This is a genomic window from Flavobacterium fluvii, assembly GCF_900129545.1.
In the GTDB taxonomy this organism is placed as follows: Bacteria; Bacteroidota; Bacteroidia; order Flavobacteriales; family Flavobacteriaceae; genus Flavobacterium; species Flavobacterium fluvii.
In genome coordinates this window covers 355902-373761 of sequence record NZ_FQWB01000001.1, presented here as the reverse complement: position 1 = coordinate 373761, position 17860 = coordinate 355902, and the positions used below count along the sequence as shown (strand labels likewise).

Here is a 17860-nt window from a genome sequence, read left to right as displayed (position 1 = left end):
TCAGGCTTTCTCTATATTCTTTACTCTTTCTTCTATTTTCTAAAAAATCTAGTCATTCAACTTCAAAACAGCCATAAACGCTTCTTGTGGAATCTCAACGTTTCCAACCAATCTCATACGTTTTTTACCTTTTTTCTGTTTTTCCAAAAGTTTACGTTTACGGGAAATATCTCCACCATAACATTTGGCGGTAACGTCTTTACGTAAAGCTTTTATCGTTTCGCGGGCAATGATTTTAGCGCCAATTGCTGCCTGAATCGGAATATCAAATTGCTGTCTCGGAATCAATTCACGCAATTTCTCACACATTTTTTTACCAATATTGTAAGCATTGCTTTCGTGAATCAAAGCAGAAAGTGCATCAACAGATTGGGCATTCAATAGAACGTCCAATTTTACTAATTTAGAAGTACGCATTCCAATTGGAGCGTAATCAAACGAAGCATATCCTTTGGAAACCGTTTTCAATCGGTCGTAAAAATCGAATACAATTTCGGCCAATGGCATATCGAAATTCAATTCCACTCTTTCCGTTGTCAAATAGGTTTGGTTGGTAATAACACCACGTTTTTCAATACACAAACTCATTACGTTACCCACAAAATCAGATTTGGTAATGATAGTCGCTTTGATGTAAGGCTCTTCAACTCGGTCTAATTTGGAAGGTTCCGGCAAATCCGATGGATTGTTCACCACCATTCCAACTTCTGGTTCCTTTTTAGTGTAAGCCAAATACGAAACGTTGGGAACCGTAGTAATCACCGTCATATCAAACTCACGTTCCAATCGTTCCTGAATAATTTCCATATGTAGCATTCCTAGGAATCCACAACGGAAACCAAAACCTAAAGCCGCCGAACTTTCAGGTAAAAACACCAACGAAGCATCGTTCAATTGCAGTTTTTCCATCGAAGCTCTTAACTCTTCGTAATCTTCAGTATCTACAGGATAAATCCCAGCAAAAACCATTGGTTTCACATCTTCAAAACCCGTAATCATATTTGTAGTTGGAGTTTTCGCATCAGTAAGTGTATCACCCACTTTTACTTCTTTTGCCTCTTTAATACCTGAAATCAAATAACCAACATCACCAGCAGAAATTACATTTTTAGGAACTTGGTTCAGTTTCAAAGTACCAATTTCATCCGCAAAATATTCATTTCCGGTAGCCATAAATTTAATCTTCTGACCTTTCTTGATTTGTCCGTTTTTCACACGGAAAATAACCTCAATTCCACGAAACGGATTGTAATGAGAGTCAAAAATCAAAGCCTGCAACGGTTCGTCCACATTTCCTTTTGGAGGAGGAATTCTTTCGATAATAGCCGCAAGAATATTTTCGACACCCAAGCCAGTTTTACCCGAAGCGTGAATAATTTCATCCAGTTTGCAGCCCAATAAATCAACGATATCGTCGCTCACTTCCTCAGGATTCGCAGATGGTAAATCCACTTTATTCAAAACCGGAATAATTTCCAGGTCGTTTTCCAATGCCAAATACAAATTCGAAATCGTTTGTGCCTGAATACTTTGCGCAGAATCTACAATCAAAAGTGCTCCTTCACAAGCCGCAATCGAACGGGAAACCTCATACGAAAAATCCACGTGTCCCGGAGTATCAATCAAATTCAGGATATAATCCTCGCCTTTGTATTTGTATTCCATCTGAATTGCGTGACTTTTTATGGTAATCCCACGTTCGCGTTCCAGGTCCATATTGTCAAGCAATTGAGCCTTTTCCTCACGAGCCGTAACGGTTTGTGTAGCGCCAAGAAGTCTGTCGGCAAGCGTACTTTTGCCGTGGTCAATGTGTGCAATAATGCAAAAATTTCGTATATGTTTCATTCTATGTGTATGTCAATTTATGTCCAACTGAGCGCAGTCGAAGTTTGGGCGTGCCGGCAGAAAAAGCCGTCGGGCTATCCGCTATATCTTTTGTTCCGCTGTCGCTTCACAAAAGGATACCGCTTCTATCCCTCACGCGCACGCAATTAATCTGCAAATATAGTTTAAATTCAACAGTTTCAAAGTCCTTCAACCATAAACTACTTGCTTTAAGGTTGTGTTAACATCTTTTCATCTAAAAATTCTATCTTTGCAAAAAAATTACCCTTGATAAAGATTGGCAACATAGAACTTCCTGATTTTCCGTTACTTCTCGCACCTATGGAAGATGTGAGCGATCCGCCATTTCGCAGATTGTGCAAGCAACACGGAGCTGATTTGATGTATTCCGAATTTATTTCCTCCGAGGGATTAATTCGTGATGCCATTAAAAGCCGAATGAAATTGGATATTTTCGATTACGAAAGACCCGTTGGAATACAGATATTTGGAGGAGACGAAGAAGCAATGGCGTTATCGTCTAAAATTGTTTCTACGGTAAATCCGGATTTGATAGATATTAATTTTGGCTGTCCCGTAAAGAAAGTCGTTTGCAAAGGCGCAGGCGCAGGAGTTTTGAAAGATGTCGATTTGATGATTCGCTTAACGCAAGCCGTTATTGATAGTACGCATTTGCCGGTTACAGTAAAAACCCGTTTGGGTTGGGATGATAATTCCATCAATATTGATGAGGTTGCCGAACGTTTGCAGGATATTGGCGTTGCCGCTTTGAGCATTCACGCCCGAACTCGTGCCCAAATGTATAAAGGTCATTCCGATTGGTCGCATATAGCAAGAGTGAAAAACAACCCGAGAATCACGATGCCAATTTTCGGAAATGGGGATATTGATTCACCCGAAAAAGCATTGCATTATAAAAACGAATACGGTATCGACGGAATTATGATTGGTCGTGCCGCTATTGGTTATCCGTGGATTTTCGATGAAATCAAACATTACTTCAAAACAGGAGAGCATTTAGCAAAACCAACCGTTGCCAATAGAGTAGAAGCAGTTCGAAATCACTTAACCTGGGCAATGGAATGGAAAGGACAAAGACTAGGAATTGTTGAAACCCGTCCACATTACACCAATTATTTTAAAGGAATTCATTCTTTTAAGACCTTTAAACAAAAACTGGTAACCCTGGACCATCCCGAAGAATTATTTGCCGTTTTGAATGAAATCGAAGAGGCTTATTCAGGATATGAGGTGGTGTAGATTCTTTAGCTAAATATTTCAAGTTTTTGACTGGCAATTCTGTTTAGAACTGCTTAATTATCGATTTGGATTATAGAGTAGCTCTTTGTCTAATTCGGAAGGCTTTATTCTTGTCATGTTTTCTAGCATATCTTCCATGGTATTTCTATTTCTTCTACTAATTTCTTCATTGGTATTTGTTTTTTCTATAAATTTTGTGTGGCTTTTAATTCTCGTATTGCTTACCAACTGCTTGTTTTTTTTGTATTCGGCTAGTGTTTGTATGGTATAACCAGCCAAGGAATAAAATGAATCTGGTAAGTCATCGTAAACTATTTTTTTTGCTTTTACGGTATAATATCCTAAAGTTTTGCTGTATCCAGGGTATTCCATAAGAAATCCATCCACTTTATATTGCTTACAATATTTCAAGCCTATTTTTTTGGTATAGAGAACTTCTTTGGGAGTGTTGTGTATCATGACTAATCCTTTTTCACAAGGAAGTTCAAACAATGTTTTTGGATCACTATTCTGAATGGATTCAACAGAAACTGTCGGGTCTTTAAAGTCACTTTGTATTGCTCTTTTGGTGCTTTGTGACACTGAACAGCCATAGGTTTTTAAAGTATTATAATTTAAAAGTAAAAAATTGTTTGTTGTTGTAAGTTTGTTTCCAAATCTACGTTCAACCATATTATCTTTATTAAAAGCGATTGTGATTTCACTTAAGTATTCAGATGATTTTTTTTCTTCTAAAGACAATTCTTTGTCATAAATAACTTCGTATGAAATTATAATGTCATTTTTAATATTGTTTGCTTCCGAAGTTTTCCATTGCGAAAAGCAATTGCTTGCAATAAGTAGTAGAATTGAAGATAAAATGAAGGAATTGGAATTTTTTGTAGCTAAAATGGTTCTTTGGGGTTTCATTAAATGAAGTTTAAAAAGTAAGTAAATTTGCAATAAAAATACTGATTTTATTTAGAATAAAAAATTATAATTCAAAAGGGATGTAATTCAAATTTTGATTGGCAAGGTTTTTTACAGTAAAGAATTGAAGTGCGAATTCTTGTTGTTAGAAGGTTGCGCAAGTTCGGAATGACAAGATTGTAACGAAAAGCCCGACGCTGATTTTTTATCGGCAGAATAAAAAATATTTAATCCAACAATTTCTTACTCACTCGACTACTAGCAATCAGTGAAGCGATAAAACCAAGCGAGACAATAGTTGCCAAAACAATCAACACATTTTCTATTGTAAAAACTATTGGATAGGCCAAAGTAGGCGTAATCATTACCAGCTCATAATGTTGTTGTAATAGAACGAGGGCAATTCCTAAAAGCAAACCAATAATTCCTCCAAAAACACTCAATAATGTGCCTTGCAGCAGGAATATTTTGCGTAAATCGTTAATTTCTGTTCCTAAATTCAACAATGTTTTCAGGTTTCCTTTTTTGTCCAAAATCATCATAATCAGTGCGCCAATCAAGTTGAAAAGAGCAATAATAATCACCAACGTAAATATCAGATAAACCGCAAGATTTTCGGTATTCAACATTTTATACAGGGATTCGTTGAGTTGTGCCCTGTTTTTTACCTTTATTTTATTGTTGAAAATAGTTTGAAGCTTGCTGATGATGTCGTTTTCATCGGCATCCTTTTTCATTTTGACTTCAATTCCAGAAATTTGGTTGGTTTTGTATTCCAATAATTCCTGGGCCAAACCTAAATCGGCAAAAACATATTTGGAATCCAAGTCTTCGCTGATGGCATAAATCCCCACTGGAATGATGACCATTTTGTTAAAAGCTTCTTTGGGATTTTCGATGTTGCCTTTTCCTGGTCTAGGAGCCAAAACTTCCAAATAATGATTGTAATCCAGTAATCCCATTGAGAATTTCTGTGCTATTCCATAACCTACAACCACTTGATAAGTGTCTTTTTTTAACCAATCTCCATTGAAAATGGTGTTTTTAATCGCGTTTACTTTGTTGAAATTTGGGTCGATACCTTTCAGATAAGTAACTTCTTGTTTGCCGTCAAAAGTAAATAAAACACGCTCTTCCAATATTTTGCTGTAGCAAGCAACGCCTTCAATTTGATTGATTTGGTGTTCTTGTGAAGGGGAAACAAAAAAGGATTTTCCTAAAGTGCTGCTGATTTTTAAATCAGGATCGATGTTGTTGGAAAAGGAAAGAGTGAAAACTTTCAATCCGCTAAAAACGGACAAAACCACGAACAAAGCCATTGCGCCAACGATGATTCCCATGCTGGCAATGCGATTGATTATATTTATGGCATTGTTTTTACTGTTGCTAAAAATATATCGTTTGGCTATGTAAAGGGGGAAATTCAAATTTTATTGAAATCTACGTTTGTCTAAAAGATCACGGTTTTCAATTGGGTTTTCTTTGTTGGACAAAGCATTGTCAATTTTTTCAATATAGTCCAATGAGTCGTCTATAAAGAATACCAAATTGGGAACTTTTCGCAATTGCAAACGAACTCTTTGCGATAAATCGTGTTTGATTAATTTAGAATTGGCTTTTATTCCTATTAATGTTTCTTGGGCTTTTTCCTGGGGAAAAATACTCAAATGAATCGTCGCCACAGATAAATCTGTAGTCACGCTAACCTTGGATACTGAAATTATCAAATTGCTAACTCCATTTTTTCTCACTTCACCTTGTAGAATGTCGACCAAATCTTTTTGGATTACACCACCTATTTTTTTCTGTCTATTTGTTTCCATTGTGCAAAAATACGATTTTTTTAGAGCTGCAAAGACTCTAAACGACAAAGTTTAACTATTTTGAAAACATATATCTTGTTTAAAGCTATGACAATAGTGGTTTTGAGTCCTTAATTTTAGCTATATTTACATATAATTTGGGTCTTGTTTTGCGACAAAATAGTTATACAATGAAAAAAATAGAACACATAGGAATTGCAGTCAATAGTTTGGCGGAAGCTTCAATTACCTACGAAAAACTATTGGGCATTCCGGCTTATAAAGAAGAAGAGGTAGTCAGTGAAGGTGTTAAAACTGTTTTTTTTAAGAGTGGCCCAAACAAAATTGAACTTCTTGAAGCTACCAATGATGAAAGTTCCATTGCTAAATTTATCGCCAAGAAAGGGGAAGGAATTCATCATGTTGCTTTTGAAGTAGAAGATATAGTGGCAGAAATTTCCCGTTTAAAAATGGAGGGTTTTGTGGTTTTAAACGAAATTCCAAAAAAGGGAGCCGACAATAAGTGGGTCGCTTTTTTGCATCCGAAAAACACCAATGGCGTTTTGATAGAATTATGTCAGGAAATAGAATAATAATGATTTTGTGTAATGATTCTAATAATCAGCAAGTTCTGTTTTAATTGGTTTATTAAAGGGTTTATGTAGAAATCTATTCCAAAAATATTTGGAACAAATGCAAAATAGTAGTAATTTCGCATCCGCTTAAAGGTCCTATAGCTCATTCGGTTAGAGCAACTGACTCATAATCAGTAGGTGCTTGGTTCGATTCCAAGTGGGACCACAATAAAACCCTTCAAATTCATTGATTTTGTGGGGTTTTTTTTATATACACAATTAGCTATTGCATTTTATCGATAGAAAATGTATTTTAGTCGATGAAAAAATTGTTTCGCACAAAAATATAAATAACTTTGTTACGTTATTAATGGGGTTTGTGGTTTGTAATTGAACAAAAACTCGTTATTTTGTTATTTCTTCAATAATTATGAAAACTATTGTGTGCAGGTTTTTTATTTTAATTGTCGCCCTTCTTGGTGTGGTGAGTGCTTTTGCTGCTCCAGGAGGAGGCCCGCCGCCGCCAACAGCAAAAAAACCGCCGCCGCCGCCAGGATTGTCTATTGATGACAATATTTTAGTTTTGTTGATAATGGGGATGCTGCTCGGAATATATATTATTTGTAGGTTTCAATTAAAAGCAAAGGCTCCAATTTGAAAATTGGAGCCTTTGCTTTATAAGTGAATTGTGTTTTCTATTTGTTGGCATACAGTTTAGAAACATATTTGCCAATCACGTCAAATTCAAGATTTACTTTTGTTCCTTCTTTGAAAGAATTAAAATTGGTGTGCTCAAAAGTATAAGGGATAATGGCGACGCTAAAATTATTTTTGCCTGAATCTACAACGGTCAAACTCACTCCGTTTACGGTAATCGATCCTTTTTCGATGGTTATGTTTTCTAGAGATTCGTCGTATTCAAAAGTATAATACCAACTTCCATTGGTTTCTTTTGCAACTATGCAATTTCCTATTTGGTCAACGTGTCCCTGAACGATGTGACCGTCCAGTCGATCGCCTAATTTCATTGCTCTTTCAAGGTTGATGTTGTCGCCGGTTTGCCAATGTGAAATATTTGTTTTTTTGATTGTTTCGCCAATGGCGGTTACTGTATAAAGGTTTTTGTTTATGGCTACCACCGTCATGCAAATACCGTTATGTGCAACACTTTGGTCTATTTGAAGTTCGTCTGTAATGGAAGAGGCTATTGTAATGTGAACATTGTCTTTGTCTTTTTTGATTTCTTGGACTGTGCCAAGGGTTTCTATTATTCCTGTAAACATTTCTTATTTTATTTTACTAAATTTGCACTTCAAAATTAGCAATAAATAACGTGATCTCATGATAAAAAAAGCAGAAAATATAATCGTCGGAATTTCAATAGGAGATTTAAACGGTATTGGAAGCGAAGTCATTCTAAAAACATTTGAAGATTCTAGAATGTTGGAATTGTGTACACCGGTTATTTTTGCCAATGTAAAAATTCTTTCCTTTGTAAAGAAAAGTTTCGAGTCCACTTCGATGCTTCACGGAATTGACAGGCTGGATCAAATAGTTTTGGGTAAAATCAACGTTTTGAATGTTTGGCAAGAAGGAGTGGAAATCAATTTTGGCGTAAACGACGAAAAAGTCGGGAAATATGCCATAAAATCGTTTGTTGCCGCTACCAAAGCTTTAAAGGAAGGTCTTATAGATGTGTTGGTAACCGCTCCAATAAACAAGTACAACATTCAATCGGAAGAATTTAAATTTCCGGGACATACTGATTATTTAGACCAAGAGTTGGAGGGAAATGCCCTGATGTTGATGGTTCAGGATAATTTGAGGGTAGGGTTGTTGACGGATCATATTGCTATAAATGAAGTTGCTTCCCATCTTACTGAAGAATTAATCGTAAAGAAAATAGAAACCATAAAAAAGACGTTGATACAAGATTTTAGTGTCAACAAACCAAAAATAGCAGTGCTGGGATTGAATCCCCATTGTGGAGATGGTGGAGTTATTGGCAAAGAAGACGATGCAATATTGAAGCCGGCATTGAAAAAAATATTCGAAAAAGGAACGTTGGTTTTTGGGCCTTTTGCAGCCGATGGCTTTTTTGGAAGCAATCAATATGAAAAATATGATGCTATTATTGCGACTTATCATGATCAGGGGTTGATTCCTTTCAAGACATTGTCGTTTGGAAATGGAGTGAATTATACGGCAGGTTTGAATAAAGTAAGAACTTCGCCTGATCATGGTACTGCTTATGATATAGCGGGGAAGGGTGTGGCTGATTATAATTCGTTCAAAGAAGCTGTTTATCTTGCGATTGATGTCTATAATTCAAGAAATCAATATGCGGAAATCAGCCAAAAACCCCTAAAAATAAAAGAAAAATAGATATAAACAAAAAAAGGTAAATAAGATTATTAGGTTTACAATAATTTTATATCTTTGCACTCCCGAAGTTTAGGGCAAATTGTTGTTGAAATGAACAAGACAAAAGAATTTTTAATTCCTTTTATAGGATTAAAGCCAGGAAAACATCATTTTGAATATCAAATAAGCAATGCGTTCTTTGAAATCTTTGATTATCATGAATTTAACAATTCGAATATCAAAGTAAATGTAGTTTTAGAGAAAAAAAGTACGATGTTGGAGTTGGCTTTCAAGCATAAAGGGACGGTTAATGTTCCTTGTGACATGACAAACGAAGAGTTTGATTTGCCAATAAAAGGCAAAATGAAATTGATAGTTCGTTTTGGAGAGGCATTCAATAATGACAACGAAGAGTTGCTTATTTTGCCACATGGAGAATATCAAATAGACATTGCACAGTATATATATGAAATGATTGTGCTTTCGGTTCCTCTAAGACGAATTCATCCAGGGGTCAAAGATGGAAGTTTGAATACGGAAGCCTTGGCAAAACTGAAAGAATTGACAGTAAAAGAACTGAAAAAAGAGAATAAAAAAGATCAAAAAGAAGAAAATATTGACCCGCGTTGGGACAAATTAAAGCAACTATTAACGGATAAATAATATAGTAAAATGGCGCATCCTAAAAGAAAAATCTCGAAAACAAGAAGAGATAAAAGAAGAACACATTATAAAGCTACTGTAGCACAAATCGCTACTTGCCCAATCACTGGTGAAGCACACTTATACCACAGAGCTTACTGGCACGAAGGTAAAATGTATTACAGAGGACAAGTTGTTATAGATAAATCTGTAGCGGTTGCTTAATACATTTATGTAAATGATATTTAAACTCTCACAACCAATGTGAGAGTTTTTTTTGTTGTTTATAATTTTCATTAAATAAGAGCGATTAAAACGATAAGGATTGGATTTTTTTTGTAATTTTCGAGTCCTTTAGAAATTTTTCAAATGGCAGCATTTGGTAAGAAATAACAGAGTATAATGAATAATATTACAGCCGCAATCACAGCTGTTGGAGCTTATGTTCCAGACTATGTGCTTACAAACAAGATTCTCGAGACATTAGTGGATACCAATGATGAGTGGATAACCTCTCGCACGGGAATAAAAGAGAGAAGGATTCTGAAAGATGATACTAAAGGGACTTCATTTTTGGCTATAAAAGCAGCTCAAGATTTAATAGCTAAAGCCAATATTGATCCTTTGGAGATTGATATGGTTATAATGGCAACAGCAACTCCAGATATGCCGGTGGCAGCTTCGGGAGTATATGTGGCAACTGAAATTGGTGCAACAAACGCCTTTGCCTATGATTTGCAGGCGGCATGTTCTAGTTTTTTATATGGAATGTCTACTGCTGCGGCTTATATTCAATCAGGAAGATACAAAAAAGTATTGCTTATTGGGGCAGATAAAATGTCCTCAATCGTGGATTATACCGATCGTACTACTTGTATCATTTTTGGGGATGGAGCTGGGGCGGCCTTGTTCGAACCTAATTACGAAGGATTGGGACTGCAAGACGAATATCTAAGAAGTGACGCCGTTGGTCGTGATTTTCTTAAAATCGATGCTGGTGGATCTTTGCATCCTGCAAGTATTCAGACCGTTGAAGAAGGAAGGCACAATATCAAGCAAGACGGAAAAACTGTTTTCAAATATGCAGTGACCAATATGGCCGATGCAAGTGAAATGATTCTGAAAAGAAATAATTTGACCAATGCAGACGTAGATTGGCTAGTGCCTCATCAGGCAAATAAACGCATCATTGATGCCACGGCAAGCCGAATGAACTTGGAAGATTCAAAAGTATTAATGAACATAGAAAAATACGGAAATACTACATCGGCAACCTTGCCATTAGTACTTAATGATTTTGAAAACCTATTTAAAAAAGGGGATACCATCATTTTGGCAGCTTTTGGCGGCGGATTTACATGGGGTTCTATCTATCTAAAATGGGCGTACGATAAAAAATAAATTTAAACTAAAAACACAAATAATCATGGATTTAAAAGAAATTCAAAATCTAATCAAATTTGTAGCAAACTCAGGAGTTGCTGAAGTTAAATTAGAGATGGATGATGTTAAAATCACCATTAGAACAACCTTGGAAGGAAATGTGTCTGAAGCGACTTATATTCAGCAAATTCCAGCTCAACCAGCTCTTCAACCAGTAGCAGCCCAACAAATTGTTCCAGTGGCTCCAACTCCAGCTGCACCAGCGGTAGAGAATTCTAATTACATCACTATTAAATCTCCAATTATTGGAACTTTCTATAGAAAACCATCTCCAGACAAACCAATGTTTGTTGAAGTAGGTAGCACGATTGCTAAAGGAGATGTGCTTTGCGTAATTGAAGCAATGAAATTATTTAACGAAATCGAATCAGAAGTGTCTGGTAAAATCGTTAAAATATTGGTTGACGACATGTCGCCGGTAGAATATGACCAACCATTATTTTTAGTAGATCCATCATAATTTTAGATTTTAGATTTTAGATTTTGGAATTATGAAGTAAAAATATTTTGCTTGTAGATTCTAAAATTGTCTAAATTATCAAATTGTCTAAATTATCTAATTTTAAAAATATGTTTAAAAAAATACTAATAGCCAATAGAGGAGAAATTGCCCTTCGCATCATTAGAACATGCAAAGAAATGGGTATCAAGACAGTAGCTGTTTATTCTACTGCCGATGCCGAAAGTTTGCACGTGAAGTTTGCGGATGAAGCAGTTTGTATTGGTCCACCTCCAAGTAATTTGTCTTATCTAAAAATGTCAAATATCATTGCTGCTGCTGAAATTACCAATGCAGACGCAATACATCCAGGCTATGGATTTCTTTCCGAAAATTCAAAATTTTCAAAAATATGTCAAGAACATGGTATTAAATTTATTGGTGCCACTCCAGAAATGATTGATAGAATGGGGGACAAATCTTCGGCAAAAGCTACAATGAAAGCTGCTGGAGTTCCTTGTGTTCCAGGTTCTGATGGATTATTGGAATCTTTCGAACAAACCCAAAAATTGGCCAAAGAAATGGGCTATCCAGTAATGCTGAAAGCAACTGCCGGTGGTGGTGGAAAAGGAATGCGTGCCGTTTGGAAAGAAGAAGATTTGTTGAAAGCTTGGGAAGGTGCTCGTCAAGAATCGGCAGCCGCTTTTGGAAATGACGGAATGTATTTGGAGAAACTTATTGAAGAGCCTAGACATATCGAAATTCAAATTGTGGGAGATTCTTATGGAAAAGCATGTCACCTTTCTGAAAGAGATTGTTCTGTGCAACGTCGTCATCAAAAATTGACAGAGGAAACCCCTTCGCCATATATGACAGACGAATTGCGTGAAAAAATGGGTTTGGCGGCTGTAAAAGCGGCTGAATTTATTAAATATGAAGGTGCTGGAACGGTAGAATTTTTGGTGGACAAACACCGTAATTTCTACTTTATGGAAATGAATACCCGTATTCAAGTAGAACACCCAATTACCGAGCAAGTTATTGATTATGATTTAATTCGCGAGCAAATTATGGTAGCCGCCGGAATTCCAATTTCTGGTAGAAATTATTTGCCACAATTGCACGCTATCGAATGTCGTATCAATGCCGAAGATCCATACAATGATTTTAGACCTTCGCCAGGAAAAATCACGACCCTTCACATGCCTGGTGGACACGGAGTTCGATTGGATACTCATGTGTATTCAGGTTACACTATTCCGCCAAATTACGATTCCATGATTGCAAAGTTAATCACGACGGCACAAACCCGTGAAGAAGCCATCAGCAAAATGAGAAGAGCTTTGGACGAATTCGTGATTGAAGGAATCAAAACAACCATTCCTTTTCACAGACAGTTGATGGATGATCCGCGTTATATTGCTGGAGATTACACCACGGCTTTTATGGAAAGTTTTAAAATGAATGATCCGGAATAAAAACTTAGGTTTTCGTTATAAAAAAATCCCATCAAAATTATTTTGATGGGATTTTTAGTTTTATGCAATTCGCGAAGTATCACGAAGTTTTATCTCCGTTTTGGGATTCATCCAAAGTTTCCTTCAGCCATTTGAAAAATTCTCTTTGCCAAACCATTGCGTTTTGCGGTTTTAAAACCCAGTGGTTTTCTTCAGGGAAATATAAAAATCTACTTTTTATTCCTCGCAATTGAGCCGCTTGAAAAGCTTCTTGTCCTTGTCCAATTGGAACCCTGAAATCATTTCCACCTTGTATGATTAATATCGGTTTGTTCCATTTTTCCACTTGGTTGGCTGGATTAAATTTGGTGTACATTTTTTGGGCAACGGCATTGTCTTTTTCCCAATAGGCTCCTCCAAATTCCCATTGATTAAAGAAAACTTCTTCGGTAGTGCCAAACATGCTTTGGGTATTGAAAACGCCGTCATGGGCGATGAAAGTCTTGAATCGGTTGTTGTGGATTCCAGCCAAGTAAAAGACGGAATAACCTCCGTAGCTTGCTCCAATGCATCCCAAACGGGTTTTGTCGACATAACTTTCCTTGGTCACATCATCAATCGCCGAAAGATAATCATCCATTACCTGTCCGCCCCAATCTTTGCTGATTTGTTCGTTCCATTCCACACCGTGCCCTTGCATTCCACGACGATTTGGAGCCACGACAATGTAACCTTGAGCAGCCATCAATTGGAAATTCCATCGAAAAGAATAAAATTGCGTCAGGGGAGATTGTGGTCCACCTTGGCAATAAAGTAATGTTGGATATTTTTTTGAAGCATCAAAATTTGGAGGAAGAATTACCCAGACCAACATTTTTTTGCCGTCGGTAGTGGTGACATATCTTTTTTCTGTTTTGCTTAACGCCAATGAATTGTACGTTTCCGTGTTTACATTAGACAATTGAAACCAAGTTTTTTTCTTTAAATTATAAGAAAAAATTTCCGAAGCATGGTTCATGTCTGTTCGATTGACAATGATGTCGTCTCCATAAAAACCAACAATATTAACAACGTCAAAATTGCCATTGGTCAATTGAACCACTTGTGGTAATTTCTTTGTCAAGCCTGGAAAATCAACTTTAAATAACTGAAGTGTTCCATCGACTGGTGCCACAAAATAGACTTTTTTGCCGTCTTTGCTCCAAATAAAATTCTCCACCGTTCCGTCCCAATTGGCTGTCAAATTGATGGTTGTTCCTTTGTAACTGACGATTATGTCATTTTTGTCGGCTTCGTAACCGTCGCGTTTCATTTGCAACCAAGTCAAATTTCCTGTTGGAGAAAAAGCGGGATTCGTGTCATAACCCAAATTGCCTTCTGTTCTGTTGGTAGTTTTTCCGGTTTCTAAATGGTATTCGTAAATATCGGTATTGGTGCTGGTGGCATATGCAGTTCCTGCTTTTTTCTTGCAAACGTATAAAATACTTTTGCTGTCCGGTGACCAAATGTAATCTTCGTCTCCGCCAAAAGGTTTTTGTGGACTGTCGAAAGTTTCGTCTTTTAAAATATCAATGCCGACAGCACCTTCTTTGTTTTCTTTGAAAAACACGTGGTTGAATTTGCCTTCATTCCATTTGTCCCAATGACGATAATCCAGACCGTTATAGACTTGAACATTTGATTTTTCCAGTTCTGGATAAAAATCTTTTCCGTGAACTTTGTCGATTTTTACTTCTTCATTGTAAATAATATATTTCCCGTCGGGAGAAATGTTTTTGTCTTTTAACAACTCTTTGGTATTTTCCACTTCAATTGGAGTTCCACCATTAATGGGCAAAGAATAAAACTTGGAATTCGATTTGTTTTCTTCGACAGAAGGATAATCTACTTTGTAAATGATGTTTTTATTATCGTTTGAAATTCCCAAAGAGCTAACTCTTCCTAGTTTCCAGAGCAGTTCTGGTGACATCGTGTTTTGTGCTAATGCAGTTAAGTTCGTCATTATCAGTGTTATAAATACTATCTTTTTCATCAAATTGTGGGGTTTTATTATTTCTTAAAAATACAAATTCTAATTGTTTACTGGCAGTTGTTTTATGGTTAATTTTGCAAACGAAAATATTTTTTTATATTTATAAAAATTAGCAGATTTAATAGAATGGCAACTAAAATTACTTCCAAAAAAACAAAACAACCTGCAAGAAAAGTCTCAGGAACTTTCAAGAGCAAACTGATGCGTTTTTTCTTCAAGGCATTCTTGTGGTTTTTTGGACTATCGATTTTTTTTGTGGTACTTTTCAAGTTTGTACCCGTTCCATTCACGCCTTTGATGGTTATTCGAGCCATAGAAAATAAAGTTGCCGGCAAAGAGAATTACTTCAACCACGATTGGGAGCCTATCGAAAACATATCGGTCAATTTGCAAAAAGCAGTAATTGCTAGTGAAGACGGAACCTTTCTTTCTCACCATGGTTTCGATTTTACGGCAATGCAAAAAGCCTACAAAAGCAACGAAAGAGGCCGAAGAATAAAAGGGGGAAGCACCATTTCGCAACAAACAGCCAAGAATGTTTTTCTTTGGCAAGGAAGAAGTTATATCCGAAAAGGCCTTGAAGCTTATTTCACTGTTCTTATTGAATTAATTTGGGGCAAGGAAAGGATTATGGAAGTCTACCTCAACAGCATCGAAATGGGGAATGGGATTTATGGAGCACAGGCTGCAACCCAACATTGGTACAGGAAGGACGCTTCGAGTCTCACTAAAATTCAAGCGGCAGGTATTGCAGCAATTTTACCCAATCCAAGGAAATATTCGGCCACGAGTTCTTCGTCTTACATCAATCGTAGAAAAGACAAGATTGTTCGCATAATGAGGCATATTGGAAAGATTGAGTATTAATAAATTACCGCAAATTCACAAATTGTTTTCTTCATATTAGATTATAATTTGTGAATTTGCGGTTTAATGTTTTCTCTAAATATTAAAATTCAATCCCAAAACAATATTTCTTCCAATATTAGGAATGCCATCGGTTTTCAAACGGGATAAATGGGAAATATAGTTTTTGTCAAGTAAATTATTGGCGTTCAAATTTATGTCGAAAGCAGTTTTTCCTAATTTCATTTTTCCTCCAAAACCAAGATTTAGCAAAGTATATCCATTCGATTTTGTCTCGAATCCGCTTACGTTATTTTGATTAAAGGTTGTTGAAACATTTAAAGTGGCAAAACCGTCTTCCAGCCAGTTCTTAATCTTGAATTCAGTTCTAATGGTGTTGTTCCAGTTGTTGGCAGGAATTAGCGGCAAGTAATCGCCATCTTGTTTTTTGCCGGTAACGGTTTCAAAACTGGTTTCATAATGCAACCAATCCAATGGATGGGGATGAAAATGAAGTCCAACTTCTCCACCAAATAATTTGGCGTCATTTTGAATATAATCAAAAACAGCATTGTCGTCTATTATTTCTCCTGTTGGTGAAGTATAAATATAATGGTTGATGTGGTTGTAAAATCCGTTGGCGAAAAACTCGAAATGGCTGCTTTTATATTCCAAATTAACGTCTGTTTGTACATTTTGCTCGGTTTTCAAATCAGGATTTCCAATTTCATAACGATTGGTTCCTTCGTGAACACCGTTTGAAGTCAATTCAGCCAAGTTGGGAGCCCTGAATCCAGAAGCTACATTTAATCGCAGGGTCAAATCCTCGGCTAGATTGGTTTTGTATCCCAACGATGCGTTAAAGCTGTCATACGATTTATCGAGTGCCTCAAAAGAACCTGCTGAACCAGCAATTCCTCTTGCATCGCTGATTATTTTTCTATTGTCAAAACGTAATCCAGCCTGTAAAGCATTCGATGTCCATTCGTAAACTCCAGTTCCAAAAACACCAAAATCATTGGTTCTAGCATCGGGAATTAAATACTCTTCGCCTGAATTGGTGTTGGTTTGATTCATTCCCTGAATTCCAACTATGGTTTCGAACTTGCCCAATTTTGGCAAATGGTATTTTGCATCATAATTGAAGGTTTTCAATTTCATGTGTAGAATTGCAACTTCGCTGTCTTCAAATTCACTTCTATCATTGGAAATGTAACCCAAATCAACATCCAGTTTTGATTTTTCAAAAAAGATTACGTTATTCAAACTCAACAAATGATTGAAAACTCCTTGTTTGGGATAGTCCGTTTTTTTGTTGGTGGATTGTTCGGCAATACCTTCTTCCGGAATTCCCAAATCTAAATTATTGTAATTGTAACGGAAAATACTCGAAAATTTTGAATTGCTGTAACCAATTCCAGTTTTGAAATCGGTTTCATTGTAACGGGTGTTGGTTACTCGTTCGCCATCCGCCATTTTATAATCAGAATGAATGTTGTAGCTTCCTCGAGCCAAGAATTTCCAGTTTTCGGTGGAAGTTTTCAATCCCAATGAGGAATTGCTCCCCAAAGTGTTGGAGAAAAATTTCTGGCTGAAATTTGCTTGAAAAGTATTTGCCGCCGCAAATTTTTCAGGATTAAAATACAAAACGCCACCCAAAGCATCCGAGCCATAAAGGAGGGATGCCGGGCCTTTTATGACTTCGACGCTTTCGATTCCAGCATCATTCAACCCCAAACCGTGCTCGTCGCCAAATTGTTGGTTTTCTATTCGAACGCCTTGTGAATACACCAAAACGCGATTGCCACTCAATCCTCGAATGACGGGTTTTCCTATGGAAGTTCCGGTCGAAACTTGTGAAACTCCCGGAATGGTTGCCAAGCTTTCGATTAAGGTTGTCATTCCTTTTTGTTGCAATGACTTGATGCTTTCGTGTTCGACTTTCATCACGTTTTGCGATTGAATTTTGTTGAAAGCTGTCGAAATAATTACTTCGTCCAAGATAAATGGTTTGTTTTTATGAACAGTATCTTGCTTAATTTCTTGTGCTTGAAGTATGGCTGAAAACCCTATAAATAGGGCAATTATGAATTTTTTCATTTGAATTGATTTTATGAACTATTCAGGAGTTAACTTTTGCCACAAAGTCACTAAGGCGCAAATTTCAAATTAACTAGAAGTTTTGGAGCAATTTAATTGCTCCAATAAATTTAATATTTTTTTGCGACAATATTGTTTAATCCCTT

At 36.5% G+C, this 17860-nt stretch carries 17 protein-coding genes and 1 tRNA gene; 11 read left to right on the top strand and 7 right to left on the bottom strand.

What is annotated here, in order from left to right; all coding sequences use genetic code 11:
* Positions 1–48 precede the first annotated feature (48 nt).
* The gene (gene lepA, locus BUC16_RS01565) at positions 49–1845 is read right to left on the bottom strand and encodes a translation elongation factor 4 (RefSeq protein WP_073367418.1); all 1797 of its coding nucleotides are present in this window, start codon (positions 1843–1845) and stop codon (positions 49–51) included.
* A gap of 267 nt (positions 1846–2112) precedes the next feature.
* On the opposite strand from lepA, the gene dusB reads away from it, so the two are divergent.
* Positions 2113–3105 carry a tRNA dihydrouridine synthase DusB gene (dusB, locus tag BUC16_RS01560; RefSeq protein WP_073367416.1) on the top strand — a complete coding sequence of 331 codons (993 nt, stop codon included), beginning with the start codon at positions 2113–2115 and terminating at the stop codon, positions 3103–3105.
* Positions 3106–3162: 57 nt separating this feature from the next.
* Here dusB and BUC16_RS01555 read toward each other — a convergent pair whose 3' ends face one another.
* From BUC16_RS01555 to rbfA, 3 genes are all read right to left on the bottom strand, one after another.
* Entirely contained in the window at positions 3163–4014 is an 852-nt protein-coding gene (locus tag BUC16_RS01555) for a hypothetical protein (protein WP_073367414.1), read from the bottom strand.
* Positions 4015–4241: 227 nt separating this feature from the next.
* Entirely contained in the window at positions 4242–5441 is a 1200-nt protein-coding gene (locus tag BUC16_RS01550; protein ID WP_073367412.1) for an ABC transporter permease, read from the bottom strand.
* Between the two features lie 3 nt (positions 5442–5444).
* Positions 5445–5837, bottom strand: coding sequence for a 30S ribosome-binding factor RbfA (rbfA, locus tag BUC16_RS01545; protein WP_073367411.1), 393 nt, complete (start codon positions 5835–5837; stop codon positions 5445–5447).
* Positions 5838–6007: 170 nt separating this feature from the next.
* Between rbfA and mce the strand changes: the two genes are divergently transcribed.
* From mce to BUC16_RS17965, 3 genes are all read left to right on the top strand, one after another.
* Positions 6008–6409: a methylmalonyl-CoA epimerase gene (gene mce, locus BUC16_RS01540; protein ID WP_073367409.1), complete on the top strand. Its 402-nt coding sequence runs from the start codon at positions 6008–6010 to the stop codon at positions 6407–6409.
* 134 nt (positions 6410–6543) lie between these two features.
* Positions 6544–6617: transfer RNA gene (locus tag BUC16_RS01535), tRNA-Ile, on the top strand.
* A gap of 204 nt (positions 6618–6821) precedes the next feature.
* A complete protein-coding gene (locus BUC16_RS17965; RefSeq protein ID WP_073367407.1) occupies positions 6822–7049 on the top strand; it encodes an Fjoh_0651 family PID-CTERM protein in 228 nt (75 codons plus the stop codon).
* 37 nt (positions 7050–7086) lie between these two features.
* On the opposite strand, the gene BUC16_RS01525 is transcribed toward BUC16_RS17965, so the two are convergent.
* A complete protein-coding gene (locus tag BUC16_RS01525; RefSeq protein WP_073367406.1) occupies positions 7087–7674 on the bottom strand; it encodes a riboflavin synthase in 588 nt (195 codons plus the stop codon).
* A gap of 58 nt (positions 7675–7732) precedes the next feature.
* Here BUC16_RS01525 and pdxA point away from each other — a divergent pair, with 58 nt between their 5' ends.
* From pdxA to accC, 6 genes are all read left to right on the top strand, one after another.
* Positions 7733–8776 carry a 4-hydroxythreonine-4-phosphate dehydrogenase PdxA gene (gene pdxA, locus BUC16_RS01520; RefSeq protein WP_073367404.1) on the top strand — a complete coding sequence of 348 codons (1044 nt, stop codon included), beginning with the start codon at positions 7733–7735 and terminating at the stop codon, positions 8774–8776.
* A gap of 90 nt (positions 8777–8866) precedes the next feature.
* Complete coding sequence (locus BUC16_RS01515; protein ID WP_073367403.1) at positions 8867–9418, top strand: YceD family protein; 552 nt, start codon at positions 8867–8869, stop codon at positions 9416–9418.
* Between the two features lie 9 nt (positions 9419–9427).
* A complete protein-coding gene (gene rpmF / locus BUC16_RS01510; protein ID WP_007137315.1) occupies positions 9428–9622 on the top strand; it encodes a 50S ribosomal protein L32 in 195 nt (64 codons plus the stop codon).
* Positions 9623–9799: 177 nt separating this feature from the next.
* Positions 9800–10798, top strand: coding sequence for a beta-ketoacyl-ACP synthase III (locus BUC16_RS01505; protein ID WP_073367401.1), 999 nt, complete (start codon positions 9800–9802; stop codon positions 10796–10798).
* Between the two features lie 25 nt (positions 10799–10823).
* Positions 10824–11300 carry an acetyl-CoA carboxylase biotin carboxyl carrier protein gene (gene accB / locus BUC16_RS01500; RefSeq protein WP_073367400.1) on the top strand — a complete coding sequence of 159 codons (477 nt, stop codon included), beginning with the start codon at positions 10824–10826 and terminating at the stop codon, positions 11298–11300.
* A 110-nt stretch (positions 11301–11410) separates the two neighbouring features.
* A complete protein-coding gene (gene accC, locus BUC16_RS01495; RefSeq protein WP_073367398.1) occupies positions 11411–12757 on the top strand; it encodes an acetyl-CoA carboxylase biotin carboxylase subunit in 1347 nt (448 codons plus the stop codon).
* Between the two features lie 79 nt (positions 12758–12836).
* Here the strand turns inward: accC and BUC16_RS01490 are convergent, their stop codons facing one another.
* The gene (locus BUC16_RS01490; RefSeq protein WP_073367397.1) at positions 12837–14768 is read right to left on the bottom strand and encodes a S9 family peptidase; all 1932 of its coding nucleotides are present in this window, start codon (positions 14766–14768) and stop codon (positions 12837–12839) included.
* A 126-nt stretch (positions 14769–14894) separates the two neighbouring features.
* On the opposite strand from BUC16_RS01490, the gene mtgA reads away from it, so the two are divergent.
* The gene (gene mtgA / locus BUC16_RS01485; protein ID WP_073367395.1) at positions 14895–15635 is read left to right on the top strand and encodes a monofunctional biosynthetic peptidoglycan transglycosylase; all 741 of its coding nucleotides are present in this window, start codon (positions 14895–14897) and stop codon (positions 15633–15635) included.
* Positions 15636–15710: 75 nt separating this feature from the next.
* Here mtgA and BUC16_RS01480 read toward each other — a convergent pair whose 3' ends face one another.
* On the bottom strand, positions 15711–17714 hold the full coding sequence (locus BUC16_RS01480; RefSeq protein WP_073367394.1) for a TonB-dependent receptor plug domain-containing protein: 2004 nt from the start codon (positions 17712–17714) through the stop codon (positions 15711–15713).
* Between the last annotated feature and the right edge of the window lie 146 nt (positions 17715–17860).